Source organism: Streptomyces tyrfis (assembly GCF_037034285.1).
Taxonomy (GTDB): Bacteria; Actinomycetota; Actinomycetes; order Streptomycetales; family Streptomycetaceae; genus Streptomyces.
This window is the reverse complement of the sequence record NZ_JBAGJZ010000029.1, coordinates 42,747-68,173: the sequence shown is the minus strand read 5'-3', so window position 1 is coordinate 68,173 and position 25,427 is coordinate 42,747. Positions and strand designations below refer to the sequence as shown.

Here is a 25,427-nt window from a genome sequence, read left to right as displayed (position 1 = left end):
CGGCATCCCGTCCGACGCCCGTCCTGGAGCCCCCATGCGCACACTGCTCGTGGACAACCACGACTCCTACAGTCACAACCTCTTCCAGCTGATCGCCCGCACGACCGGCACCGAACCCGTGGTGCTGCGCAACGACGCCGCGGCGCTGCGGTGGCTCGACCCGGAGGACTTCGACGCCCTGGTCGTCTCCCCGGGGCCCGGGCACCCGGGGCGGGACCGTGACCTCGGTCTCGCGGCGGGCCTGCTGACCGGTCCGTCGTTGCCCGTTCTCGGGGTCTGCCTGGGCCATCAGGCGATAGCGCTGGCCGCGGGCGCGCGTGTGAGCCCCGCGCCCACGCCCCGGCACGGCCACCTCAGCGCGATCAGACATCTGGGCGACGGGCTGTTCTCCCGCGTCCCCCAGGACTTCACCGGCGTCCGCTACCACTCGCTCGCCGTGCAGGAGCCGCTTCCGGAGGTGCTGCAGGCCACGGCATGGGCCGAGGACGGTGTCGTGATGGGCGTGCGCCATCGGTCGCTGCCGCGCTGGGGCGTGCAATTCCATCCGGAATCGGTGGCCACGGAGTACGGCGAGCGGCTCATCTCCAACTTCGCACGGCTGGTCCGCGCCCATCGAGGGGCGCGCCCCTCGCGCCCCTCGGGTGAGCACCGCAGGAGCCCTGCCGGGCCGTCGGGCGTGGGCGGCCCGGCGGGGTCCGCCGACCGCGCGGTCGGTCACGGACGGGGCAGCGCGCGACATGCGGGGGTTTCCCCGGAATCGCCGGTGCCGTCCGCCCCGGGTCCGGCACCCACGGCGGCCGTTCGCCCCCCGTTCCGTCTGCACGTGCGCAGGCTCCCCCTGGCCCCGGACACCGAGGAGTTGTTCCGTGCGTTGTTCGCGCGTGCGAGCCACTCCTTCTGGCTGGACAGTTCACGGGTGGGGTCCGGACTCGCGCGCTTCTCCTTCCTGGGGGACGCCGAGGGACCCCTCGCGGAGATCGTGCGCTACCGCGCGGGTTCCGGCCGCGTCGAGGTGACGGACCGCGGCGGCACGACCACCGTGCCCGGCACCGTCTTCGACCACTTGCGCGCGCAATTGGCCCGACGCCGTGTCGAAGCGCCCGCACTGCCCTTCGACTTCACGTGCGGGTATGTCGGCTGGTTCGGCTATGAACTGCGCGCCGACTGCGGTTCGCCGCTGACACGGCCCTCGGCGGGGAACGACGCCGCCTGGATATTCGCCGACCGGCTGGTCGCCGTGGACCACGAGCGCGGGGAAACGTATCTGCTGTGTCTGGCGCGCGATGACGGGACGGACGGGGCACGCGCCGAGGCATGGCTGCGGCGGACGGGTGCGCGTCTCACCGCCCTGCCGCCGGACGGCGGCCTCCCGGCGCCGCCGTCCGGCGGCTTCCCCGTGATCCGACCGTCCCGCGGCGAGGAGCGGTACCTGGCGGACATCCGGCGCTGCCAGGCGGAGCTGCGCGCGGGCGAGAGCTACGAGATCTGTCTGACCGACACGGTGCACGTGCCCGCGGACACGGACGGGCTGTCCGCGCACGCCGTCCTGCGACGGCTCAACCCGGCGCCGTACGCCGCGTTCCTGCACTTCGGTGACATCGAGGCGGTCTGTTCCTCCCCGGAGCGCTTCCTGCGGATCGCCCCGGACGGCCGGGTGGAGAGCAAACCCATCAAGGGCACCGCGCCGCGCGCGGCGGACCCCGTCGAGGACACCCGACTGCGGGAGGCATTGACCCTCGACGCCAAGACCAGGGCCGAAAACCTGATGATCGTGGACCTGCTCCGCAACGACCTGGGACGGGTGTGCGAGATCGGCAGCGTGCACGTCCCGAGGCTGATGCACGTGGAGACCTACGCGACGGTCCATCAGCTGGTGTCCACCGTCCGCGGCACGTTGCGGCCCGGACTCGGCGCGATCGACTGCGTCCGCGCCTGCTTCCCGGGCGGCTCCATGACCGGTGCGCCCAAGCTGCGCACGATGGAGATCATCGACCGGCTGGAAGGCGCCGCGCGTGGCTTGTACTCGGGTTCGATCGGCTACCTGGGGCTGACCGGGGGCGCCGACCTGAACATCGTCATCCGTACCGCCGTCCGCTCGGGCGGCCTCTGGTCCGTGGGGGCGGGCGGGGCGATCGTCCTCGACTCCGACCCCGCCGAGGAGTACCGCGAGGTGCTCCTCAAGGCCGCCGCTCCGGTGCGAGCCCTGCTGCACGCGGCGAGCGGAACGAACGCACCCCCCGTCACCGTCCCGGCTCTCGACGTCCCCGCCCTTCCGGGCTGATCCGCCGACGTCCGGACCGGAACGCCGTCACACCCGCACTCACCGAAGGAGAACACCATGCCCGTCGACAGCCGCCTGCTGAACATCCTCGCCTGCCCCGTGTGCACCGCACCGCTGCGGGCCGATGACCGGGAAACCAGTCTGACCTGCGGGGAGGCGGGTTGTGGCCGCTCCTACCCGGTTGTCGGGGGCATCCCGGTCCTCATAGCCGACGAGGAGCTGGCGGCCGCGTCGGTGTCCGGTTCGCTGGACAGCTGACCACGCCGCGCACGCCGCCGAGGGAGTGAGGGGCGACATGGTGAAGACGGGGGAAGCGTCACGGGCCCGCCCGGCCGGCGGCCGCCACCCGCGCGGCCTGCTGACGCTGTGGAGCGTCGAGATGTGGGAGCGGTTCAGCTTCTACGGAATGCGGGCGATTCTCGTGCTCTTCCTCGCCGCGCCTGTCGGGAACGGCGGTCTCGGCCTCGCACCGCACACGGCGGCCGCCGTCTTCGGCGTGTACGGCGCGCTGGTGAACCTGCTGGCGCTGCCGGGTGGCTGGCTCGCCGACCGGCTGTGGGGCTCGTACCGGGCGGTCGTGCGGGGCGGTGTGGTCATCACCGCGGGGCACACGGTCCTCGCGATACCGGCGGGCGCCGCCTTCACGTACACCGGCCTGGTGCTGGTCGCCATCGGTACCGGGCTGCTCAAACCGGGCATCTCCACGCTCGTGGGCCGACTGTACGACGCCGAGGGCGCCGACGAGGGCCGGGCGGCGCGGCGCGACGCCGGCTTCTCACTGTTCTACATGGGCATCAGCCTGGGCGCCTTCGCCGCTCCGCTGGTGACCGGCTTCCTCGGGGAGCGTGTCGACTGGCACGCCGGGTTCGGCGCGGCCGCGGTCGGCATGCTGCTCGGTCTGCTGCTGTGCGTGCGCGGACGCGACCGGATGCCCGGCGCGCCGGACCGGCCGGTGGCCTCCCCGGGGGCGCCGCGCCGTGCCCTGCTCGCCGTGGGCGGGGCGGTGGTGTTCCTCGCCGGTGTGTCCGCCGTCGCGGTGCTGTGGGGGCAGCCGCCCACCCAGGCGGTGGTCCAGGCGGTCACGGTACTGACCATCGCCGTTCCCGCGGTCTGGTTCACGGCGATGTTCCGCGCTCCCGGCCTGGCCCCGGTGGACCGCCGCCGACTGACCGCCTATGTGTGGATCTTCCTGGCGGCCACCGTGTTCTGGATGATCGCCGAGCAGGGCGGTTCGCTGATCAGCCTGTTCGCGCGCGACCACGTGGACCGCACGCTGTTCGGCTGGGAGTTCCCGACCAGTTGGTTCCAGTCGCTGGGGCCGCTCTACAGCATCGTGCTGGCCACCGCGTTCGCGGCGCTGTGGCTGTGGCTGGGCGAGCGCCAGCCCAGCACGGCGGCCAAGTTCGCCCTGGGACTGCTCGGGCTCGGTCTGGCCACCTTGATCATGGCGGGGGCGGGGTGGGCCGCCGCGGACGGCGGCCGGGTCACCCCGCTGTGGCTCGTCGTGGCCTTCTTCGTGCAGATCATGGCGGAAATGTGCCTGAGCCCCACCGGGCTGAGTGTCACCACCCGACTGGCGCCGACTCGGTTCGCCAACCAGATCATGAGCCTGTGGTTCCTCTCGGTGGCGCTGGGCAGTGCCCTCAGCGCCCAGGTGGTGCGGCTCTCCACGGTGTGGTCGTCCGGGACCTACTTCGCGATGCTGGGGGCCGCCGCCATGCTCTGTGCGGCGGCCCTCGCCCTGTCCCGCGCACGACTGCGCAGCCTCATGCGAGGGGTCGGCTGATGCACCCGGAGCCGCCCCGCCGCCGAGCGTCCATGACGGCCCCGTCCGAGGCCGCGGCCCGGCCGGGGCCGTCCGCTCACCGCACTCCGGTCGCCCCGGTCGCCGACATCCACGCCGCGTACAACTCGGCGTACCGGCCCGGCCGGGCGACCAGTTCCTCGTGGCTGCCCTGCTGGACGATGCGGCCCCGGTCGAAGACGAGCACGTGGTCGGCGGCCTCGGCCGTCGACATCCTGTGGGCCACGGACACCGACGTGCGGCCACGGGTGGCGTTCTCCAACGCCCGCTGCAGGCGCTGTTCGGTGGCCGGGTCGACGGCCGATGTGGCCTCGTCGAGTACGAGCAGGTCGGGGTCGGCGAGGTAGGCCCGTGCCAGCGCGACGAGCTGGCGCTCACCGGCCGACAGGGCTTCGCCGCGCTGTCCGACCGGGGTCTCCAGCTCGCGCGGCAGCCCGGCCAGCCAATCGCCCAGATCGAGGTCGCACAGGGCTCGCCGTACGTCGTCGGCGGTGGCGCCCGGCCGTCCGTAGGCGATGTTCCTTCCGACGGTGGTGTCGAAGAGGAAGCCGTCCTGCGGCACCATGACGACCCGTCGGCGCAGCGACGAGAAGGGCACCTCGGTCAGCGGCACCCCGCCCAGTGCGATCCGCCCCGAGGTCGGGTCGGCCAGCCGGATCAGCAGCTTGACGAAGGTCGACTTGCCCGAGCCGGTCTCACCGACCACGGCCACCCGGGCGCACGGGGCGATGTGCACGGAGACGTCGCGCAGCACCGGCGGACCGCCCGGGTACGCGTAGCCGACGTCATCGAACCGCACCTCCACCGGTCCCCCGTCCAGGAGCGTGCCGGCCGGCCCGGGATCGGGCACGTCGACCGGTGTGTCGAGCACCGCCAGGGCACGGCGCCAGCCCGCGAGGGCGTTCTGCAGTTCGTTCAGCACCTCGGTGCTCATCTGGGCCGGTCCGATGAACAGGGTGACGAGGAACAGGAACGCCACCAGCTCGCCGGCGGTCAGCCGGCCGCCGACACCCAGCAGCACCCCCAGGCTCACCACGCCGCCGATGGCCAGCGCGGCCGCGACCTCACCACTGGAGAGCGTGACCGCCACCAGCCGCTGGGCCCGGCTCTGTGCCCGCCGGTGCTCCTCCACCGCCGTGTCGATCCTGCGCCCGATCAGGTCGCCCGCGTCGTAGGCGTGGATGACGGCGGCGCCCACGACGGCCTCGCCAGTCGCGGCGAGCATGTCGCCGCCCCGGGTGCGCACCCGGCCGTACGCCTCGGACAGCCGGCGCTGCAGGCCGGGCAGGACCAGGACGAGCGGCACGAACACCACCCACACCATCAGGGCGAGTTGCCAGGAGTAGACGAACATGACCACGCTGCCGACGAACAGCTGGCACAGGCTGACCAGGAACATGCCGCCGAACTGCAGGAAGGTGCTGAACTGGTCGATGTCCGCGGTCACCCGGGCCACCAGGTCACCGCGGCGCTCGCCGGTCAGCGCGGGGGCCGACAGGTCGTGCACCCGACGGAACGCCCTGACGCGGAGCGTCGCGAGTCCCGCCTCGACGCTGCGGTACAGGCGGTGGTTCATCCGGGAGGTGATCCAGGCGGTGGCCAGGACGGCGGCGGCGCACACGCCCGCGATCAGCAGCACCAAGCCGGTACGCGGACCGCCCTCCGCCTGGAATCCCTCATCGAGGGTGAGCTGCACGGCGATGGGGACCACGACCCGGCCGGCCGCGGCGAGAAGGGCCAGGAGCAACACCGTCAGCAGCCCCTCGCGCAGCCCGGGCGAGACCTCCAGCGCCCGCCGGAGCGTGCCCAGGCTCCCCCGCCGCTCTCCCACGACACGGCTGTCCGTCCGGTCCTCGACGCGGCTGTTCACGCGGTCCTCCCATCGGGGTGCTGCCGCTGTCCCTGCCGTTCGTAGGCGGTCACCAGGCCGCGGTAGCCGGGACAGCGGTTGCGCAGTTCTTCGTGCGTGCCGCTGTCGACCACCCGGCCCCGTTCCACATACACGACGCGGTCGGCGAGCGCGATGGCGGACTGGCGGTAGGCGACCAGAACGAGGGTGGACGGTACCCGCGCGTCACGAAGACCACGCAGGATGCGGCCTTCGACCTCGGGATCGATGCTCGACGTGGCGTCGTCCAGCACCAGCAGGCGGGGACGGCGCACCAGGGCCCGCGCGAGCGCGATCCGCTGACGCTGCCCACCGGAGAGGGTCGCGCCGCGCTCCCCGACGCGGGTGTCGAGGCCGTGTGGCAGCGCCCGGACCACATCCGCGGCCTGGACCGCCTCCAACGCCTCCCAGACCCGGTCGTCGGGCACCTCCAGCCCGAGCAGGACGTTGCCGCGGACCGTGTCGTCGAACAGCAGGGTCTCCTGGGGGACGAACGCCACCGCCGACGACACCTCACCGGAGCGCATCTCACGGGCGTCGAGACCGTCCATGAGCACGTCGCCGCGCACCGGGTCGACGAGCCGCACCATCAGCGTCGCCAAAGTCGACTTGCCCGCGCCGGTGGGCCCGACGACGGCGACGGTCCGCCCGGAGTCCACGCTGAGGGTCACGTCGTGCAGGACGGCGTTGTCATCGTAGGTGTAGCTGACGCCCCGGGTGTCCAGGCTGATCGGGCCGGCGTCCGACAGCTTCAGCCGCCCGGTGGGCAGGTCGCCCTCGGCGTCGAGGACGTGCCTCACCCGGGCCCAGCCGACGGAGCTGCGCGGCAACTCGGCGAGGACCCATCCGAACGCGCGGACCGGAAAGGCGATCATCGTGAACAGGTAGGAGATCTGGACGAGTTCGCCGACGCTGACGGCTCCCGCGGCCAGCCTCGCCGTCCCGACCGCGAGCACGCTGAGGATGCCCAGGTTGGGGAGCGCGTCGAGCAGGGGGTCGAAGGACCCGCGGGTGCGGCCGACCGCCACGTTGGCGTCGCGCAGGCGGGCGGCGGCATCCGCCATCCGGGCCGTCTCGTGCTCCTCCAGACCGAGTGTCTTGACGACCAGGGCGCCGTCGAAACTCTCGTGGGCGATGTCGCTGGTCTCGGCTCGCAGGCTCTGGGCGCGCGCCGCGAGTGGCGTGAGCCTGCGCTGGTAGAAGACGTTGAGGAGCCCGATGGCGGGAAAGACGAGCAGGGCGACGGCGGCCATCACCGGGTCGACGGCGAACATCGAGACGATGGCGGCGGTGAGCATGACGACGACGCCGATGGCCGTGGGCAGCGGCACGATGGGCGCCCAGGCCGCCTCCACGTCCGCGTTGACGTTGGACAGCAGTTGGCCGGCCGGGTGGCGCTGGTGCCAGGAGACGGGCAGTCGCAGATAGCGGTGGGCGACCCGGCGGCGGTACGTCGCCTGGAGCCGGAACTGCATGATGCCCGCACCGACGCGGCGTCCGATCACTCCGACGACCCGCAGCATCGCCACCCCGAAGACGGCCAGGCCGGCGGCGACCAGGGCGGCCGCGGTGGTCCGGCCCTCCTGGAAGGCGGGCAGGATGACGTCCTCGGTGATGCGGCCCAGCGTCCAGGAGGTGGCGACCGGCGCCACGCCGTACAGGGCGCTGGCGAGCAGGGCCGCGCAGAAGATCCAGGGTTCCTCCCGTACGGCGACGGCAAGGACCCCCAGGCCCCGGCGCAGGGTCGACCGGTCGGTTGCGGGCACGGGCGAGGTTTCCTTTCGTGCGGGTCGTGGATGTCCGCCCGACGGTGCGACCCCGGGCGGGGCGGATCAGGGCGAGACGCCCGGTGTCACTGGCGCGCTCCGGTCGCGGCCGGCAGTGCGTCCAGCAGGCCGAGGTCGTCGTCGTCCAGCCGGAGGTGGGCGGCAGCGACGTTGTCGTTCAGATAGCGGATGTTCTTGGTCCCCGGGATGGCGACGACGTGCGGGGCGCGGGACAGCACCCACGCGAGCGCGACCTGGGCGGGGGTGATGCCACGCCGGTGCGCCACGGTGCGGACACCCTCCAGAAGCCGGAGGTTGGCCGCGAAGTTCTCCTTCTGGAAGCGCGGGTTGTGGCGTCGGTAGTCGCCGTCCGGCACGTCTTCGACGGAGCCGAAGCGGCCCGCCAGGAAGCCGCGGCCGAGCGGCGAGCAGGCGATGAGCGCGATGCCTTCCCTCGCGGTGAGGGGCAGCAGTTCGGCCGTGGCGTCCCGGCTCCACAGCGACAGTTCCGTCTGAAGGGCGGCCACGGGGTGCACGCTCTGGGCGAGGCGTATCTGGGGGACGGTCACGTCGGGCAGGCCCAGCATCCGGGCCTTGCCGGCCTTCACGGCCTCGGCCATCGCTCCCCAGGTCTCCTCCAGCGGCACCTCGGGGTCGACCCGGTGCAGTTGGTAGAGGTCCACGTGGTCGGTGCGCAGCCGGCGCAGGCTCGCGTCGATGGCCGCGCGGACGTGCTCGGGCCTGCCGTCACGGCGCAGCCGAGTCTCCCCGGTGACGAATCCCACCTTCGTGGCGAGAAACGCCTCTTCACGGCGGTCGGCGAGCGCCCGGCCCACCAACTCCTCGTTGGTGCAGGGGCCGTAGACATCGGCGGTGTCGATGAGGTCGGCGCCGAGGTCGAGAGCGCGGTGGAGCACGGAGATCGAGGTGTTCTCGTCGCGGCCGGCGGGGTCGTAGGCGTAGGTCATACCCATGCAGCCGAGGCCGACGACTCCCACCGAAGCGTCTCCGGGGCCGATCCGTAGGGTGCGCAACGCGTGTCCTTCCTTGGATGTCGGGCAGGGCGGGTCCCAGGGCCGGACCGGGCTCCCGGGGCGGCGCCGCGGGAGCCCGTCGGCGTGATCAGGAGACGGCGCCCTCGCCCCAGGCGCGCTTGAGGATCTCGTCGACGGTCTCGTCGACCGTCTGGTGGGAGGTGTCGAGCCACAACCCGATGCGGGGCGTGCTGTCCCGGAGCACCTTGTCCAGGTCCTTGGGCTGCCAGTCGGGTCCGTAGCCGGTCTTGGAGCGCTTCTCCTCGCGCCGGGCCACGACGTCCGGGTCGGGTGCCAGCATCACCACGGCGAGCGGACGGCTTCTGATCATCTCGGTGATCTCCAGCAGGTGCTCGCCGAGGAGGATGTCCTGGAGGACGGCCGTGAACCCGGCCTCGACGTAGGCGTCCGCCGACGCGGCGGCCAGGCGATACCGCAGACGGAGCTGCGCGACGGCCTCCGGCGGGGCCTCGGCGGTCATGTGCACCTGCCCGTTGACGACCATGCGGCGGAACGTGTCGCCGCGTACGTGCGCCGAACGGGGCAGGCGCTCGGCGAGGGCCTGCGCGACGGTGGACTTGCCTGCGGCGGAGATGCCCGAGATGACGATGACGCCGGGGTTCCCGTCGCCGGGGACGGCGGTGGGGTTGGTCCTGTCGGTCATGGACGGATGGATTTCCTCTCTTGTGCGGGGATGCGAGTGCCGTTGCGGCACCCGGTCGTCTCAGGCGCGTTCGAGGACCAGTAGGTCCATCGAGGCCGGACGTCGTGTGGACACACCCCAGGTACCCGGTCGGGGGTCCCGGAGCATGCGCAGACCGTGCCGTTCCGCCACCGACAGGATGTGCTCCAGCCGGTAGGCGATGGCGTACGTGGGTTCCTCCTCGGAGTGCACGTAGTAGTCACCGTGGTCGTGCGTGAACTCGAAGGCGGTCGTGCCGCGCGCGATGTTCGCGGCGACCGTGTCGTCCACCAGGTAGGCCGTGGCGAAGCACTGCCCTCCGGGCCGCAGGACCCGGGCGGACTCCGCCAGGTAGTTGTCCAGCTCGGCCGGGCGGAGATGGCTGATGAGCCCCACCAGCGCGGCGGTGTCGAAGGCCGCGTCGTCGGCGGGGAACCGGAAGTCGGCCGCGGAGAGGGTCCCTTGCGGGTTGTAGATCTCCTGGCGGATGTCGACGTGGGCGAAGCGGAAGTTCGGATGGCGGGGAGTGATCGTGCGGGAGCACCACTCGACGGCGTGCGGCACGATGTCGAAGCCGAGATAGGAACCTTCGGTGAGCACGTCCGTGAGCGGCACCGCGATGCGTCCGGCACCGCATCCCGCGTCCAGGACGTCGTGTCCGGGGCCCACACCGAGTTCGTCCCGCATGTACGCGGTGATCTGGCGGCCCACTTCGAGGAAGTCACCATTGCCGATGAAGCGACGGTGGCGTCGGGGCGGCAGCAGCGGGTGGTCCCTGCCGCGCAGCGTGTCCCACAGGTCCAGCACCTGCAGTCCGGCGTTGTATCCCAGGCGGCGTAATCGCTCCAGGCTTCCGGCGGTGCGCGTCGACGAGGTGTACTTCGTCGCCCTGAGCGACTTCAGGTCCGGCTTGGTTCCTGGCAAGGGCTGCCCCTTTCAGTGGTGCGCGCGGTGGGTGTGTACATGCGGTTGCCACCCGTTCCGGCCGGGACGGAAGCCCTGGGCCTCGGGGTGTCCCCGGTGCTGTCTTGCGGCCGGCCCAGCCGCGGGGGACGCCGCGGCCGTCTTCGAGCACGCCGAAGAACGGGGCACGGACGCTTCGGTGCCTCCCCCTGCCCTGCGTTCAGCATGTCGATCACTCAGGAGACGGTCAACCGGACTTATTCGGACAGCGTGTCTTTCCAGCCTGTTGGCAGCGGGCGGACGGTACGTCAACCGTCCCGCTCTGTAGACCGTGTCCTATGTGAAGTTTCCCCGTGATGTTGGACGCGTGTTCGTTATGCCGCTAAGGGCTGTCCCGTAATCCGTGGTGGATCAGCGTGCGGCGTCAGATGTGGTGCATCGCAAGGCGGAGGGGCGCCCGCATACGGGACGTATGCGGGCGTTCCGACAACGCCGCGAGGCGCCGCAGCTGTCGTCGCACGCCCGCCAGGGATCACGGGACAGCCCTTAGGGCGTCTTGATGCCGTTGCCTGGTCTCGGCCGGGGTGAGGTAGCCGTAGACCTTGTGCTTGCGCAGACGGCGGCGGTTGTAGAAGGCCTCGATGAAGGCGAAGATCTCGGCGCGGGCGGTGGCCCGGTCGGGCCGGACGCGAATGCCGATCTCCTCTTTGAGCAGGGCCCAGAAACTCTCCGCGGCGGCGTTGTCGAAGCAAGACCCGGTGCGTCCACAGCTCCGCCGCAGCCCCGACTCGCGTATCTCGCGTCGGACTTCAGTGGATGTGTACTCGCTGCCGCGATCTGAGTGTGCGATGCATCCAGGTTGTAGAGAGCCCCGGCCGTGGGCCGTCTTCAGCGCGTCGATGACCAGGGAGGCGCGGTGGTGGTCGGCCATGGCGTAGCCGACGACCTCGCGGGTGGCCAGGTCCAGCCGGCAGGCGAGGTAGAGCCGGCCCTCGCCGTGGGCAGGTAGGTGATGTCCCCGACCAGCTTCGTGCCGGGTGTCTCGGCGTGGAAGTCGCGGCCGATCAGGTCCGGGGCCAGCCTCGCCTTCTTGTCCGGCCGGGTCAGCGACAGGCGTCCGCGGCGGTGGGCGCCCTGGATGCCGTGGTCGCGCATCAGGCGCGCGACCCGTTCGCGGTTCACGCGCCGTCCCGGACGCCGCAGTTCGGCGTGGACGCGCGGGACACCGCAGGTGCCCCGGGAGGCGACGTGGATGACGGTGATCTCGTGGGTCAGGGCCTCGTCGGCCGCCTTGCGGACAGTCCGGGCTTTCGCCGCGGTGAGCCAGGCGTAGAAGGAAGAGCGGGCCACCTTCAGCAGCCGCCATGGGAAAGCGACGCCATGGGTGGTCTTCTCCGCCTTGATGAACGCGTATATCTCGTTCATCGATCGCTCTCCTTCGCGAAGAAGACCGCGGCTTTTCGCAGGACCTCGATCGTCTTGGCCTGCTCGGCAGCGAGCTTGCGCAGCCGCTTGAGCTCCTCCTGCTCTGCTGTGATGAGCTCGCCGCGGCGGCCCTCACCTCGGTCCGCCTTGGCCTGCTTGTACCAGCCGCGCAGCGACTCCGGGCTGCCCCCCAGCTCCCGGGCGACCTCGGTCACCGTGCGGCCCGTGGAGTCGACGAGCGCGATCGCGTCCCGTTTGAACTCCGCGGTGTACCGCTTCGTGTACTCATTTCCCACCCGGCACTGCTTCCCCTGGGCTCACACGTCCCGGTCTCCAGGTGCCCACGATCAAGGGGAAGCTCCATGGGGGCCAGGGCCCCGCTCGTAATGCGCCTCGAGTCAAGCAGCGTGCAAGTGGGCGGTGGGCGCGATCAGTTCAGGCATACGGCGACGATACCGATCCGGGCCATAACGTCTACGGCTGGAGTACTGGGCAACCCCTACCCGCCTCCGTGGGGTTCATCCCGAGTGTCGAGATGGGCGAAGAAGAGGTATTCCAGGCCGATGAGAGCCGGCACCGTCGCTGTGGCCGCGACGGCGGCGAGGACACCGGGCCCCAAAAGCGCATAGGTCTCGGTGGGGACAGCTGGCAGGAGAAGCAGGTTGTAGAAGATGACCAAGGGTGTCAACCAATCGATCCTCATGACATGAAGTCAATCCCATGCCCTGCTCGCCAACAAGCCCTCCCAACAACGGTCCAGCCAGCGCCGAGCGCCTTCAAAGCGCGGCGTTCAGTGAGCATATTCAGCGTGAGGACACCCCGCCCCAGTCACCCGATCGGTGGCCACGCTGAAAAGGCGCATTGGCACGGCTGGCGATGGTGCAGCCGGCCCGGTCCTGTCGGCGGGCGCGGCTGCCCTTCATGTCTACGGGCCAGGGGCGGGTCGTGCGGCCGGTGCCGGGCGAGTCGGTGACCGGGCTCCCTCGTACGGATGCTCCCTGCTCGGTCGGCGAACCGCAGGTGCGGTCGGGGCCGTTAGGACCTGTCTGACAAAGGGCCTTGGAGGGGGTCGCGGAGCCAGAGGATGAGTGCGGCGAGGTGGACTCCGGCTCGGCAGCGGTCGGCGAGTCTGTCGAAGCGGGTGGCGATCGCGCGGAACTGCTTCAGGCGGCCGAAGCAGCGCTCGACCACGTTGCGGGACCTGTAGAGCTCGCGGTCGAAGGCCGGCGGTCTGCCGCCGTTCCGGCCGCGCCGCAGTCGGTTGGCCTTCTGGTCAGCCCGTTCCGGGATCACAGCTCGGATGCCTCGCCTGCGCAGATCCCGGCGGATCGCCCGGGACGGGTATGCCTTGTCCGCGATGACCGCGTCGGGCTTGCGGCGGGGCCGCCCCACGCCGGTCCGGGTGACTCTCAAAGAGCCCATGACCGCATCGAAGACCGTGGAGTCGTTGACATTGCCGGGCGTGACGACGACGGCCGGGGTCGGGCCCGGCCGTCGCGGGCGAGGTGGACCTTGGTGGTCAGCCCGCCGCGTGACCGGCCGAGCGCCTGGCCAGCCGACGGACGTGCCGGACCTTCCAGTTCGTCCCCCGTCGCCGCCCCTTTTTGCGGGCACCGGCGGCCAGGAGATCAATTATCAGACAGGTCCGAGGCGACATGGACCGACGCGACCTGCGGCCGGCGTCCCCCGAGGCGCTCTCCGGCCCCGGTCGTCGGATGCACGAGACCACCGTACGTGACGGAGAAGTCGCGCTCGCCGAGCGAATCACCCACCTCTTCGGCCAGGCGGAATGCCCACGCCGTGCCAGCGTCTTCAACATCGCGGACGCGTACGCGTCTTCCAATCGTCCTCTCATGTGAGCGGTGCACCGGAAACGAGCGCCTCTGTCTCAGGCGCTGCGCCACAGCCGGATCGAGACGACCGCGACGGTGCCATGGAGTACGTAGGCAGATCACCGAACAGCTGGGCCCAACCTCGTCACTCACGGTGATATCGAGCAGCGGCAGTCACGCAATAGGCGACGTCTCAACATGCGGGCCTACCGGTCCCGAGGCCGTAAAGGCTGCGGAGGTTGATGGTTGACAGGCAATCAACTTCATTGTATTAAAAGGTGGTTATGAGAGCGGCCTTGCGCGCGCGTCACTCCGGCGCGACAATTTGCAGCCGGCCCTAGCACTTTGGGGCGCTCCGGGGTGGGGGTGAGCGTGCATGCTTGTCAGTACATGCGCACCGGGGGCAAATGAGAGGGCGGGGTCTTGGCAGTATTTGCTAAATTGGTAGGCCTCAGGCCTTCTTAGGCCTTCATGCGGCACTCGATCGCTTGCGGCGGAGGGTGGATAAACCCTCATCCATCGACGCTGGCACTGGCCGGCTTCGAGAGATTACGCAACTGTGCGCGTTTCTGATATGAATAGCTGAAGAGCCGTGCCGCATCGCACCCTCAAGTGACTTCTGTCCGCCATGCCAACTTTTACTGAGCCGCCCGGACCAAGATAATTTCTGTATTATTGAGGAGAAGGTCTATGCTCGATCTGCTGGGGATTGGATTCGGCCCGTCCAATGTGGCGCTGGCCGCTGCCATGGCGGAGGAGGAGAATCCACCGAGGGCACTCTTCCTGGAGGGCAAAGAGAGATTTGCTTGGCACCCGGGAATGTTACTGGATGGCGCCCGGATGCAGATTTCTTTCCTGAAGGACTTAGTAACGCTGCGCAATCCGGAAAGCCCTTATTCTTTCCTTGCGTACCTCAAGGCCAAGGGCCGCCTGGAGGAGTTCGCGAATCTCCGGGAATTCTACCCCTCCCGCATTGAATTCCAGGACTACCTTCGCTGGGTAGCGGGGCACTTCGAGCACCAAGCTGTCTTCGGGGCGCGCGTAGCGTCGGTCAGTCCGGACTTCGGCGTCGACGGCATGGCGCGCAGCTTCACGGTCAGAGCGGAACTCGCGCATTCCGGGGAGTGCGTCACTTATCAGACGCGGAACGTCGTGTACGCCCCGGGCGGAACTCCGAATCGGATCGCAGGTGTGGCTCCGCGTGACGAGCGTGTCATTCACACCGCAGAATTCCTTGAGCGTTTCCCGGAGAGCTTCCCTGATCGCTCGGCGGATCTGTCGTTCGCAGTGGTCGGCGGCGGTCAGTCTGCCGCAGAGATCATTGAGTACATCCTCGCGAAGTACCCCTTGAGCCGCGTCTACGCGATTCTCCCCGGATACTCCTTCCGGCCTGCGGACGACAGCCCGTACAGCAACGAGGTCTTCTTCTCCGCCGAGGTTGACGACCACTTCACCGCCCACGACCGCGCGGCTCGGCTGGCGGAGGCGCGCAGCACCAATTACGGCGTCGTGGACCTTGGCCTCATCGAAGATCTATATCACATGGGCTATGAGGATCAGGTCCGTGGGAATGTGCCGCGGCTCACGCTCTGCCGGTCCAGCAGGCTGTTGTCGGCGGACGCCGGCCCGACGGGAATCGATGTGACCGTCGGTGGCCAGGAGGGTAGCCGGAGCCTGAACCTGGACGGCCTCGTGCTGGCTACCGGCTACCACCGCGAGCTCGATCCCGAGATTTTCCGGGACGTCATCCCGCATCTGCGGCAGAACGAGTCAGGTAATTTCCTGGTCAGTCGTGCGTACCGAGCAGACAGTGCACCAGAACTGACGGCAGGCATCTATTTTCAGGGCCTCACGGAATTGTCGCACGGTATTGGCGACACCTTGCTTTCGCTTCTGCCCTTCAGGTCCGCCGAGATAGTGGAAGACGTGCGGAAGAGGTCGGAAGTACCCTCAGCAGATGAAGTGGAATATCCGCCGGCTCGGCACATCGAGCCAGACAGGGAAGCAATTCTGGAAACCGTGCAGCGCTTCCCGCTCGCGACGTTGATCTCCTCGGATGAGGATAGTGAGGTGTTCGCGACGCACCTTCCGCTGATCCTGGACCGGGAACGGGGAGAGCAGGGGGTGCTGTTCGGCCATCTCGACATCGGAAACCCTCAGGTCCCGAATCTTAACGGCCGCCGAGTGCTAGCAGTATTCCATGGTCCGAATTCCTATATATCGCCCAAGACCTACACGACGGACCAGCTGCCGACCTGGAATTACGTAGCTGTCCATGTGCGGGGCCGCGTGCGCGTTCTGGAGAACCAGGACCAGGTTGTCTCGGGTCTCGCCAGCATCAGTGAGAAGGCTGATCGGTCGGAGGGCGCATACCGCTTGGATGAGAACGACTCACGTATCGAGAAGCTCATCGGCGGAATCGTAGGGTTCGAGCTGGACATCGAATCGTTGACCGGCCGGTTCAAGCTCTCCCAGGATCGGAATGACGAGGACCGGAAGCGTGCCATGGCGGTTCTCCGTGAGGGCGCGGGCGACGAGCACCATGACTTTGTGGCCCGAATACACCAACAGTGAAGCGCTCCTCTGCCGCAGCTGACTGGAACTTGGACGAGGAATCATGGAAAACCCTAGAACATATGTAGTTGTCCGCAACATTGAAGAGCAGTACTCGATCTGGTGCGTCGGTCGACGAATTCCGGACGGCTGGACGGTGGTGGGCGAGCCGGCGGAGAGGGCCGAATGCCTGGATCGTATCGAGGAGCTGTGGACGGACATGCGTCCGAAGAGCGCGCGGTGATGGTCGGCGCTGTGGGGGAATTCTCGATGAGCAATGCCGAACCAGGCAGTGTGCACGAGCTGTTCGACCACCAAGCGACCCGGTCTCCCGAAGCGGTGGCTGTGCGGGCAGAGGGGATGGATCACTCGTACCTCTCGTTGCGGAGGGCCTCTGACAGCATTGCCGCGATACTTGTCGAGAAGGGGGTGCTGCCGGGCGAAGTGGTGGCCGTCGCCTGCCCAAGGTCGTTCAACCTGATTGCCGGCATGCTGGGCATCCTCAAGGCGGGTGCCGCGTACCTACCGATTGAGCAAGAACTTCCCGACGCTCGGGTGCGGGGAATGCTGCGTACATCCGGTGCCAGGGTGGTGCTCACCGGCGGTGCGGGAGCTATGCGCGACTGGGCGGACCTCGGCGTGGTACCGGTGCCCGCAGGTGAGCACACGCCTGGGCGGCAGGCGCCAAGCGTCGCGGTCTCTCCCACGGTTGCCGCCTACGTGCTCTTCACCTCCGGATCGACCGGGAAACCCAAGGGTGTCGTCTACCCCCATGCAGGTGCGGTGAACCGGCTGCGCTGGCTCCAGGAGACGTATGGCCTCCGGTCGGGCGACCGGGTGATCCAGAAGACACCCTACGGATTCGACGTATCGTTCTGGGAGTTCTTCTGGCCGCTGTCCGTGGGTGCCACCCTGGTTTTCGCCTCCGCGGGAGATCACCGGGATCCGGCGCGAGTGGCCACACTGATCAGGGACGAGCAGATCACTGTCGCCCATTTCGTTCCGTCGGTTCTGCGCATCTTCCTCGACCAGGAGGACGTGTCGGAGTTCACCTCCTCGCTCCGTCACCTGTTCGCCAGTGGCGAGGCGCTCTCCCCCGAACTGGCAGAAGCTGTGCACCAGAAGCTGGGTATCCGGGTGGACAACCAGTACGGGCCCACGGAGGCGGGCGAGTGCACCTGGTGGACCTACCGGGAGAACCACGGCCATGCCTCGACGCCCATCGGGGAAGCCATCCCGGGGTTCCGTACCTACGTCCTCGACGAGCACCTCAATCGGGTTCCCGACGGTGCGGCCGGTGAGCTCTTCCTGGGTGGCGACGGGAACCTCGCGCATGGCTACTTGGAGGAGCCTGTCCTCACGGCCGAGAAGTTCCTGCCGGACCCGTTCGGCGCACCCGGTGAGCGCATGTACCGGACTGGGGACCGGGTCAGGCATGACCCCGAGGCCGGGTTGTTGTACCTGGGCAGGACCGACAGTCAGCTGAAGCTGCACGGCAACCGCATCGAGACCGGGGAGGTGGAAGCCGCTCTCCGGAAGCTGCCGGGCGTCCGGGAGGCCGCCGCCAAGGTCGTGCCCGACGAGACCGGTGGACGGCTGGTCGGCTACGTGCTCACGGACTTTCCTTTCAACCCTGGTGACGCACGGCGTCTTCTCGCCGAGACCCTCGTGGCCGCCGCCGTGCCATCGCACTACGTGGTACTGGACGAGTTCCCCGTGAACCGCAACGGCAAGCTGGACCGTGACGCCCTGCCCGTACACGCGCTCGGTACGGAGGTCGGGGCCGGGTCCCTGGAGGGCGCCTCGGAGCTGCACGTCGCCGTCGCCGAAGTGTGGGCGGGGGTGACGGGCCGGTCACTGGTGTCGATCGATCAGGAATTCCTGGACTCGGGCGGCGATTCCCTCAAAGCGGTTCAACTCGTCGGTCGGCTACGCCGGCTGACAGGGCTCGAACTCACCGTGGAGGAATTCTTCACGGCCGGCACCGTACGTTCCATCGCCACAGTCCTCGAGCGTCGGTTCGAGAACCTCAATTCCCCCGGGATACCGTTATGAGTGAGCCCCTGTCCCTGCTCGACCGGCTCCGGCAGGCGCCACCCGCGGCCGGGTTCCCCAAGCGAAGGACGGCCGACCGGGCCCCGGCATCGGCGGCGCAGCGCCGGCTCTGGTTCCTCGCGGAAGCTGACGAGAGCACCGTTCCTTACCACGTGCCCGTGGCCTTCCACATCGACGGCCCGCTGGATGCCGAGGCCTTGGAGCGCGGTGTCTCCCGGGTCGTCGAACGCCACGAGGCGCTCCGCACAGCACTGGTCGTCGACGCCGACGGCCTTCGCCAGGAGATATCCGAGCCATCGCCCATTGTGGTTGAGCTCAGGAATGCGGAGTCTGTCGACGATTTCATCGGTGCCGCGCACAAGGACGCCTGCAAGCCCGTCGACCTCTCCCGCGCGCCGCTGCTGCGGGTCCACCTCTACGCGCTTGCCGACGGCAGTCATGGACTCTTGTTCGTCTTCCACCACGCCGTGATCGACGCGTGGTCGCTCGACATCTTCTTCGGCGATCTCAACGCTGCTTGCGCTGAAGTGGCCTTGCCGGCCATACCCCACCAGTATGGGGACTATGCCCAGTGGCAGGAGGGCTGGCTGTCCGGCGACGAGGCCCGGCGATCCCGGCAGTACTGGACAGGGGCGCTCGCAAAGGGATATCCGCCCCTCTCCATCCATCCGCGTCGCAACCGTGCCGCCGACGGCCCGCGTGGGGGTGCGATCTATCGGTTCGGTGTTCCCGCGGCACCGGTGGAGGAGGTCTCCTCCCAGGCTTCGGCGACGCCGTTCTCCGTCCTATTGGCGGCCTTCCAGACGCTGCTGCACCGCTACTCGCTGAATGATGTGGTGAGCACGGGGGTGCCGGTGGCCTGCCGGACGACCCCGGAGAGCGAGTCGATACTCGGCTACTTCGCCAACACCGTGGTCATTCCCACCGAGTTCGACAAGGGAACCTCGCTCACGGATGTGGTCCAGAGTGTCGGGCAGCGCATGCGCGAGGCCCTGAGCCACCAGGAACTGCCCTTCGACGAGGTTGTGAGCGCCGTTGCACCACATCGGAGCGCGGATGCGAACCCCCTGTTCGACTCCGTCTTCGTCATGCAGAACACGAGGTCGGCAACTACTCTCTCCCTGCCTGGCTGCAGGACGGAGCCGGTGCACGTCCACAACGGAACGGCAAAGTTTGACCTCACGCTGTCCGTTGTCAGGGATTCGGACACGTATACCTGCGAGCTCGAATACGCGACGGACACCTTCGACGCCGATTGGGCCGAGGAATTCGGCCTGGCATTCGGCGAATTGCTGCGCAGGGCGCCGATTTCTCGTTCCCTTCCCGTCGGGGAGGCTCCGCTGCTCTCAGAGGAGACGAGGGCCGGAATCCTCCGGGACACCGCGCAGGGCGTGGAGCCCTACCAGATCGATTGGACCTTGCACGGCCTTGTCGTAGAACAGGCCGCCCGAACCCCTGACGCGACCGCGATCGTTGCGGACGGAGCGAACATCACCTATGCTGAACTGGACCGGCGATCCGGCGCACTGGCGGCTGTCATGGCCGAACGAGGCGTCGGCCGGGAGTCCGTCGTCGGTGTATGCATGCAGCGCTCGGTTGAGCAGATCGTCTCGCTGCTGGCGATACTGAAGGCCGGCGGGGCGTTCGTGCCGCTCGACCCGCGCCTCCCGAGGGCACGTCTGGCGGGAATAGCCGATGACGCTTCACTCGCCCTCGTCGTGACCGACGAGCAGTGCCTCGAACTGCTCGACGGCCTGGCACCCCTGCTCGTCCCCGATTCAGAACCGGTTCCGGAAGCTGTCCTGACTGCCCGCACCACTGGTCCGTCCGGCCTGGCCTACGTGTACTACACGTCGGGTTCGACCGGTAAGCCCAAAGGCGTGGCCATCGATCATTCGTGCGCTGGAACCCGTCTGGAATGGCTGCGGCGCCGCTACGCGCTGGGCAGCGGGAAGGCGGTGCTCTACAAGACGCCGCTCATCTTCGACGTCGCGATCTGGGAGATTTTCCTCCCCCTCATGACCGGTGCGACCGTCGTCATGGCGGATGCCGAAGCCGAGTCCGACATCCAGCACATCGCGAAACTCCTCCGAGAGCACCCCGTCATGCTGGCGCACTTCGTGCCATCGATGCTCGAGGTCTATCTCGACGGAACCGTCTCGCAGGAATACCCCCACCTCCAGTGGGTCACGCTCAGCGGAGAGGCCGCTTCGGCCGCCCTGATCGAGCGGGCTGTGGAGCACTTCGGCGTGCCCGTGCACAATCAGTACGGCCAGACCGAGACCTCCGAGGTCGCTGTATGGGAAGGCGATGGCGACGCCCTCCCCGAACTGTCGGTCATCGGCACGCAGGTGGGTGCCTACCGGCTCTACGTGATGGACGAGTCGCAGAAGCTTGTACCCCACGATGTGCCGGGCGAGCTCTGCGTGGCCGGCCTGGACGGCCTGGCCCGCGGCTACGTGGGCAGGCCGAGCCTCACCGCACAGAGCTTCGTTCCCCACCCGTACCCGGCTCGGCCGGGCGAACGCCTCTACCGCACCGGCGACCTGGTCCGACGCCGAGCCACCGGTGAGATCGTCTATCTGGGCCGTGGCGACCACCTGGTGAAGATCCGGGGCTGCCGGGTGGAGACCGGTGAGGTCGAGAGCGTTCTCCTGGACCACCCTGCCCTCACCTCCTGCGTGGTGATCGCGCGTCCAGGACCGGGCGGTGACCTCTGTCTGGTGGCCTACACCGTCGGGCGGGAGGCTGGGAGCGCGGAGCTTGCCGACCACGCCGCGTCCAGATTGCCCTGGTACATGGTTCCGAGTGCGTTCGTGCACCTCGGCGAAATGCCACGCACGGCGAGCGGAAAGATCGATCGAAACCGTCTGCCCGAACCGCGGCCCTCCGATTTCGAGGAGGAGAAGCCCTGGGAGGAACCGGAGACGCCTCTGGAGGCTCATCTCGCCGCTGTGTGGTCGGAGGTGCTGGGGATTCGGAGAGTCGGCCGTCGCGACGGCTTCTATGCGCTGGGCGGCAACTCGCTTCAGACCACGCGAGTGCTGGCGGCGCTCAAGGCGTCATTCGAGATCCGGCTGTCGGTCCGGGACTTCATGCACGCCCCCACAGTGGAAGGACAGGCACGGTTGGTGATGGCTGCCCTGGAGAAGAAGGCTGCCGCACTGCTGGAGGAGAACGGCGCATGAGCGAGCACCTCGCCGGGTCCGTCTCCCGCCATGAGCAGCTGGTGGCCGAGCTGCTCGCGCAGGGGCTGGGCCGGACGACCACCGGAGCCGGAGCCGGAACGCACACCATGGGGCCTCTGTCAGTCGCCCAGCGTCGGCTGTGGTTTCTCGAACAGCTGAAGCCAGGGACAGCCACCTACAACATCGCCCTGATGGCGGAGTTGCACGGGACGCCGTCCCATGACGCCCTCCAGGACGCCCTGCACATCGTGCAGGACCGGCACACTGTGTTGCGCTGCCGCTTCACCGAGCAGGGTGGTGAACCCCGGCAGGAGGTCGTGCCGGGCGAGGGCGTTCCCCTCGTCTGGCACGACCTGCGGGCCCCGTCCGCAGACACGGACCCCGACGAGACGGCACGCCAGATCGCCGAGGACTGTGCCAAGCGTCCGTTTCGGCTGGACGACGCACCACTCTTTCGGTGCGCGGCCGTCCTTCTTCCCGATGACCGCTGGCACCTCGTGTTGTGCTTCCATCACATCGTCGTGGACGGCTGGTCCGTCGGCGTCCTTCTCCAGGAACTGGGCACCCTGCTGAACGGCGGTAGCCTCGGCCCGGTTCCGTCTTTCCGGTTCCTCGACTGGGTGGCTGAGGCCCCCGGGCGGTCGATCGATCCCGAGGACGAGGCGTACTGGACCAAGAAGCTGTCCGGTGCCCCGGCCGTGCTGACTCCGTTCAATGACGCCCCGCGCCGGCCGTCGGATCACGCCACCGGCAGGCTGATGAGCTTCGTCATCCCGGCCTCCACGGTCTCCGCCGTGGAGCGGCTCGCCGAGTCGGCCGGAACGACCACCTTCGTGGTCCTCCTGTCCGCGTTCAAGGTGCTGTTGCGGCGGGTGGCCGGCGTGGACGATGTGGTGGTCGGCGCACCGTTCGCGGGACGCCCCGACCCGCGCCTCGACAACGTCGTCGGCTTCTTCGTCAATACGCTCCCGTTACGCACCGAGTTGGCCGACGCCCGGACCTTCCGAGACGTTCTGGAGCGGGTGCACGTCACGGTTATGGAGGCGCAGGACCACCAGGACACGCCGTTCGACCGCATCGTCGAACTCCTCGGCCTCAGCGGGGCCGCATCGGAGAGCGCGTTGTTCCGCACCATGCTGGCCTGGCACAACACTCCGGGCGGACAGCTGCAGTGGCAGGGGAGGACGGTGGCTCCCACGCATCTGGACACCGGCACGGCCAAATTCGACCTGACTCTCTCGCTGGAGCAGACGGACCGTGTGATCGAGGGGCAGGCCGAGTGGCTCCTTGAGTTGGCGGATACGGCGTTCGTGGAGGGCTTCGTCCACGCCTACCTTGAGTTGCTCCGCTCGCTCACCGATGGGCCGGACTCCCAGCTGGCCGATCACGCGCTGACCGGTCCCCGTGACGAGGAATCGGTCGTCCCGCCCGCCGTCTCGCCCCGGCCGACGGTGCCGTACCGGACCCTCAGCGAGCCCTTCGGAGAGCAGGCGCGGCGGACACCGGATGCCGTGGCGCTCCTCGGTGACGAGGGGAAGCTCACCTATGCACAGCTGTGGGAGAGAGTCGAGCGGTTCGCCGCCGGCCTGTATGGGCGCGGTGTGCGGCCCGGCGACAGGGTGGGCGTGCTCATGCAGCGCTCGTTCGACATGGTTGCCGCCCTGCATGCAGTGTGCGCGATCGGCGCGGCCTACGTCCCCCTGGACCCCTCGGCCCCGCAGGAACGTCTCCACGGCATGCTGTCGACTCTGGACATCGCCCACGTTGCCGCCCATGGCGCGACCGCTGACAAGGTGCCCGACGGGCCATGGGGCGTTGTGCGCACTGAGAGCCTGGCGGATCCGGACGCTGTGGTGGATGTTCTTCCGGACGCTGCCGCCGACGCGCTGTCGTCGCAGCGTACGGCCTACGTGCTGCATACCTCAGGGTCCACGGGGCGGCCGAAGCCTGTTGCCTATCCCACTGACGCGTCGTTGGCTTTTCTCGACTGGCTCCAGGGCCTGATACCGGTGGGCCCGGGTGATCGCCTCCTCCTCAAGACGCCCTACGGCTTCGACGTGTCCGTGTGGGAGCTCTTCTGGCCCCTCCACCATGGGGCCACGATCGTGGTGGCGGAGCCTGACGGCCACCTGGACCCGAGCTATCTTGCGCGGTTGGTCCAGCGGCATGAAGTGAACGTGGTGAATTTCGTCCCTTCGATGCTGGAGAGCTTCCTGGGGCAACTCGGCGCCGCCGGCTGCCCTTCACTGAGCCATGTGCTGTCCGCCGGTGAGGAGCTCAAGCCGGGGCTGGTGGCCCTGACCCACCGGAAGCTCGAAGCCGAACTGATCAATCTGTACGGGCCCACCGAGGCCGGCGCAGTGAGCTACTACCTCACCCGGCCCGGGGCCACGAGGACCGTACCCATCGGTCATCCGCTGCCCTACGTACGCCTGTACGTGCTCGACGCCGACTTGCGGCCGGTCCCTGTGGGCATGCCTGGAGAGCTGTACATAGCCGGTGAACTGGGGCTGGCCGACGGCTACGAGGGCAGTCCCGCTGCCACGGCGGAGAAGTTTCTCCCGGACCCCTACAGCAGAGTGCCGGGCGGCCGGATGTACCGCACCCAGGACATCTGCCGACAACTGCCGGAAGGCGGGCTGGAGTACCTCGGTCGGAGCGACCGGCAGGTGAAGCTGAGAGGGATCCGTCTGGAACCCGCGGAGATCGAACAGGCGATGCTGGCGTCAGCCGAGGTCGCCGCCGCGCGCGTGCTGGCGATGGGAAACGGACCCGAACAGAAACTGATCGGTTTCTATGTGCCCGTGGAGGGCGCCGCACCGGATCCACGCGCCCTGCACAGACATCTGGAGCATTGGCTGCCGCGGAACATCATCCCGTCCGCCCTGGTGGAGGTGGAGACCATCCCCACCACCCCGAACGGCAAGACGGACCAAGCCGCCCTGACGGCAGTCTGGAAGGACAGGCAGCGGACAGCGGGTTCCGGGCGAGGGACGGGGGACACGGGCAGGAGGGCGAAGGCGGCCGACGGTTCGCTGGAAGCTCGGGTATGTGCCGTCTTCGAGAGCGTACTTGGGGTCCCGTCGGCCGATCCCGACACAGGCTTCTTCGCCATGGGCGGACATTCCCTCCAAGTGCTCAAGCTCACGGCTGTGTGCAAAGAGCGCCTGGGCATCAAGCCGTCCGTGGCGACGGTCTTCGCCCACCCCACGCCGCGAGAGCTGGCCGCGTGGATCAGCGAGACGACGAGCAGTGAGCAGGACATTGTCGTTTCGCTGACGCCACGAAAGGAAGGGCCGCTGGTCATCGGCGTGCACGCGGCTACGGGTTCCGCGCTGCCGTACCTTCCGCTCAGCCGCGCGCTGGCGGACCGCTGTTCCTTCCTCGGGCTTCAGGCGCCCGGTCTGGAGTCGGATGCCAGGACTCCCAGCTCAGTGAAGGAGTTCATCGACGTCTACCTTCCGCTCGTCGAGCGATTGGCCGCCTCACGACAGCTGGTGCTGACGGGCTGGTCCTTCGGTGGCAACGTCGCCTACGAACTCGCTGCGGCGCTCGACCGCCGTGGACGCGCTCCGCTGGCCACGGTCCTCATCGACTCCTGGATCCGGGACAGCCTGGAGGACATCGCAGGGGATACCCCCGAGGAGGCAGTGGGCACGCTGCGTCGTCACGGGCTGCTGCCGGACGGACTCCCCGGTGAGGCGGAGGCCGGGATGCTGCGGGTGTTGGCCGGGACCTTGAAAGCCTTTCGTTCCTACCGACCAGCTCGGTCGGAACTGGTCGTCGACCTCGTCAGGGCCACGGCGGATGAAGCGGAGAGCCCCTACCCGCGGCAGGTACGGGAATCCGCCGACCGCGGAATCGGAGCCTTCGTCAAGGAGGTCCGCATCCACAACGTCGACGCGGATCACTACAGCGTGATGTCCGGAGACCGCGTGAAAAAGCTGGCCGCGATCTTCAAGAGCGTTCTGTGCGAGCACACATGAAAGCGGGTGATGGAGAAACGACCGCAGGGA

17 protein-coding genes and 1 pseudogene are annotated in these 25,427 nt (G+C 68.6%); 8 read left to right on the top strand and 10 right to left on the bottom strand.

Features of this window, described 5'->3' with window-relative positions; translation table 11 throughout:
- The first annotated feature begins 34 nt into the window (after positions 1-34).
- The 3 genes from pabB to WA762_RS22070 are packed head-to-tail and all read left to right on the top strand — an operon-like array spanning position 35 to position 4,067.
- Positions 35-2,281 (top strand): aminodeoxychorismate synthase component I, encoded by a 2,247-nt coding sequence (gene pabB, locus WA762_RS22080; RefSeq protein WP_335937725.1) that lies wholly within the window; start codon positions 35-37, stop codon positions 2,279-2,281.
- A 57-nt stretch (positions 2,282-2,338) separates the two neighbouring features.
- Complete coding sequence (locus WA762_RS22075) at positions 2,339-2,539, top strand: Trm112 family protein (protein WP_335937724.1); 201 nt, start codon at positions 2,339-2,341, stop codon at positions 2,537-2,539.
- Positions 2,540-2,576: 37 nt separating this feature from the next.
- Positions 2,577-4,067, top strand: coding sequence for a peptide MFS transporter (locus tag WA762_RS22070; protein WP_335937722.1), 1,491 nt, complete (start codon positions 2,577-2,579; stop codon positions 4,065-4,067).
- Between the two features lie 76 nt (positions 4,068-4,143).
- On the opposite strand, the gene WA762_RS22065 is transcribed toward WA762_RS22070, so the two are convergent.
- The 10 genes and pseudogenes from WA762_RS22065 to WA762_RS22020 all read right to left on the bottom strand — a co-directional run.
- Positions 4,144-5,955, bottom strand: a complete 1,812-nt coding sequence (locus WA762_RS22065) for an ABC transporter ATP-binding protein (RefSeq protein WP_335937720.1) — start codon at positions 5,953-5,955, stop codon at positions 4,144-4,146.
- A complete protein-coding gene (locus tag WA762_RS22060) occupies positions 5,952-7,739 on the bottom strand; it encodes an ABC transporter ATP-binding protein (RefSeq protein WP_335937719.1) in 1,788 nt (595 codons plus the stop codon). Before WA762_RS22060 ends, WA762_RS22065 begins: the two co-directional genes overlap by 4 nt.
- Before the next feature lie 86 nt (positions 7,740-7,825).
- Complete coding sequence (locus tag WA762_RS22055) at positions 7,826-8,773, bottom strand: aldo/keto reductase (protein ID WP_335937718.1); 948 nt, start codon at positions 8,771-8,773, stop codon at positions 7,826-7,828.
- 88 nt (positions 8,774-8,861) lie between these two features.
- Positions 8,862-9,437 (bottom strand): AAA family ATPase, encoded by a 576-nt coding sequence (locus WA762_RS22050; protein ID WP_335937717.1) that lies wholly within the window; start codon positions 9,435-9,437, stop codon positions 8,862-8,864.
- A 60-nt stretch (positions 9,438-9,497) separates the two neighbouring features.
- Positions 9,498-10,379: a class I SAM-dependent methyltransferase gene (locus tag WA762_RS22045; RefSeq protein ID WP_335937716.1), complete on the bottom strand. Its 882-nt coding sequence runs from the start codon at positions 10,377-10,379 to the stop codon at positions 9,498-9,500.
- Positions 10,380-10,890: 511 nt separating this feature from the next.
- Entirely contained in the window at positions 10,891-11,319 is a 429-nt protein-coding gene (locus tag WA762_RS22040; RefSeq protein WP_335937785.1) for a DDE-type integrase/transposase/recombinase, read from the bottom strand.
- Positions 11,247-11,783: an IS3 family transposase gene (locus WA762_RS22035; RefSeq protein ID WP_335937715.1), complete on the bottom strand. Its 537-nt coding sequence runs from the start codon at positions 11,781-11,783 to the stop codon at positions 11,247-11,249. The genes WA762_RS22040 and WA762_RS22035 overlap by 73 nt, the downstream gene beginning before the upstream one ends.
- The gene (locus tag WA762_RS22030; RefSeq protein ID WP_335937713.1) at positions 11,780-12,079 is read right to left on the bottom strand and encodes a transposase; all 300 of its coding nucleotides are present in this window, start codon (positions 12,077-12,079) and stop codon (positions 11,780-11,782) included. The genes WA762_RS22035 and WA762_RS22030 overlap by 4 nt, the downstream gene beginning before the upstream one ends.
- Positions 12,080-12,282: 203 nt before the next feature.
- Positions 12,283-12,486 (bottom strand): hypothetical protein, encoded by a 204-nt coding sequence (locus WA762_RS22025; RefSeq protein ID WP_335937711.1) that lies wholly within the window; start codon positions 12,484-12,486, stop codon positions 12,283-12,285.
- Between the two features lie 332 nt (positions 12,487-12,818).
- Positions 12,819-13,390, bottom strand: a pseudogene (locus WA762_RS22020) (IS5 family transposase); the annotation flags it as partial.
- A gap of 915 nt (positions 13,391-14,305) precedes the next feature.
- Between WA762_RS22020 and WA762_RS22015 the strand changes: the two are divergent.
- The 5 genes from WA762_RS22015 to WA762_RS21995 are packed head-to-tail and all read left to right on the top strand — an operon-like array spanning position 14,306 to position 25,397.
- Positions 14,306-16,189, top strand: a complete 1,884-nt coding sequence (locus tag WA762_RS22015; protein ID WP_335937709.1) for a SidA/IucD/PvdA family monooxygenase — start codon at positions 14,306-14,308, stop codon at positions 16,187-16,189.
- A 43-nt stretch (positions 16,190-16,232) separates the two neighbouring features.
- On the top strand, positions 16,233-16,412 hold the full coding sequence (locus WA762_RS22010; protein WP_335937707.1) for an MbtH family protein: 180 nt from the start codon (positions 16,233-16,235) through the stop codon (positions 16,410-16,412).
- Entirely contained in the window at positions 16,379-18,223 is a 1,845-nt protein-coding gene (locus tag WA762_RS22005) for a non-ribosomal peptide synthetase (RefSeq protein ID WP_335937705.1), read from the top strand. Before WA762_RS22010 ends, WA762_RS22005 begins: the two co-directional genes overlap by 34 nt.
- On the top strand, positions 18,220-21,411 hold the full coding sequence (locus tag WA762_RS22000) for a non-ribosomal peptide synthetase (protein WP_335937703.1): 3,192 nt from the start codon (positions 18,220-18,222) through the stop codon (positions 21,409-21,411). Before WA762_RS22005 ends, WA762_RS22000 begins: the two co-directional genes overlap by 4 nt.
- The gene (locus tag WA762_RS21995; protein WP_335937701.1) at positions 21,408-25,397 is read left to right on the top strand and encodes a non-ribosomal peptide synthetase; all 3,990 of its coding nucleotides are present in this window, start codon (positions 21,408-21,410) and stop codon (positions 25,395-25,397) included. Before WA762_RS22000 ends, WA762_RS21995 begins: the two co-directional genes overlap by 4 nt.
- Positions 25,398-25,427 lie beyond the last annotated feature (30 nt).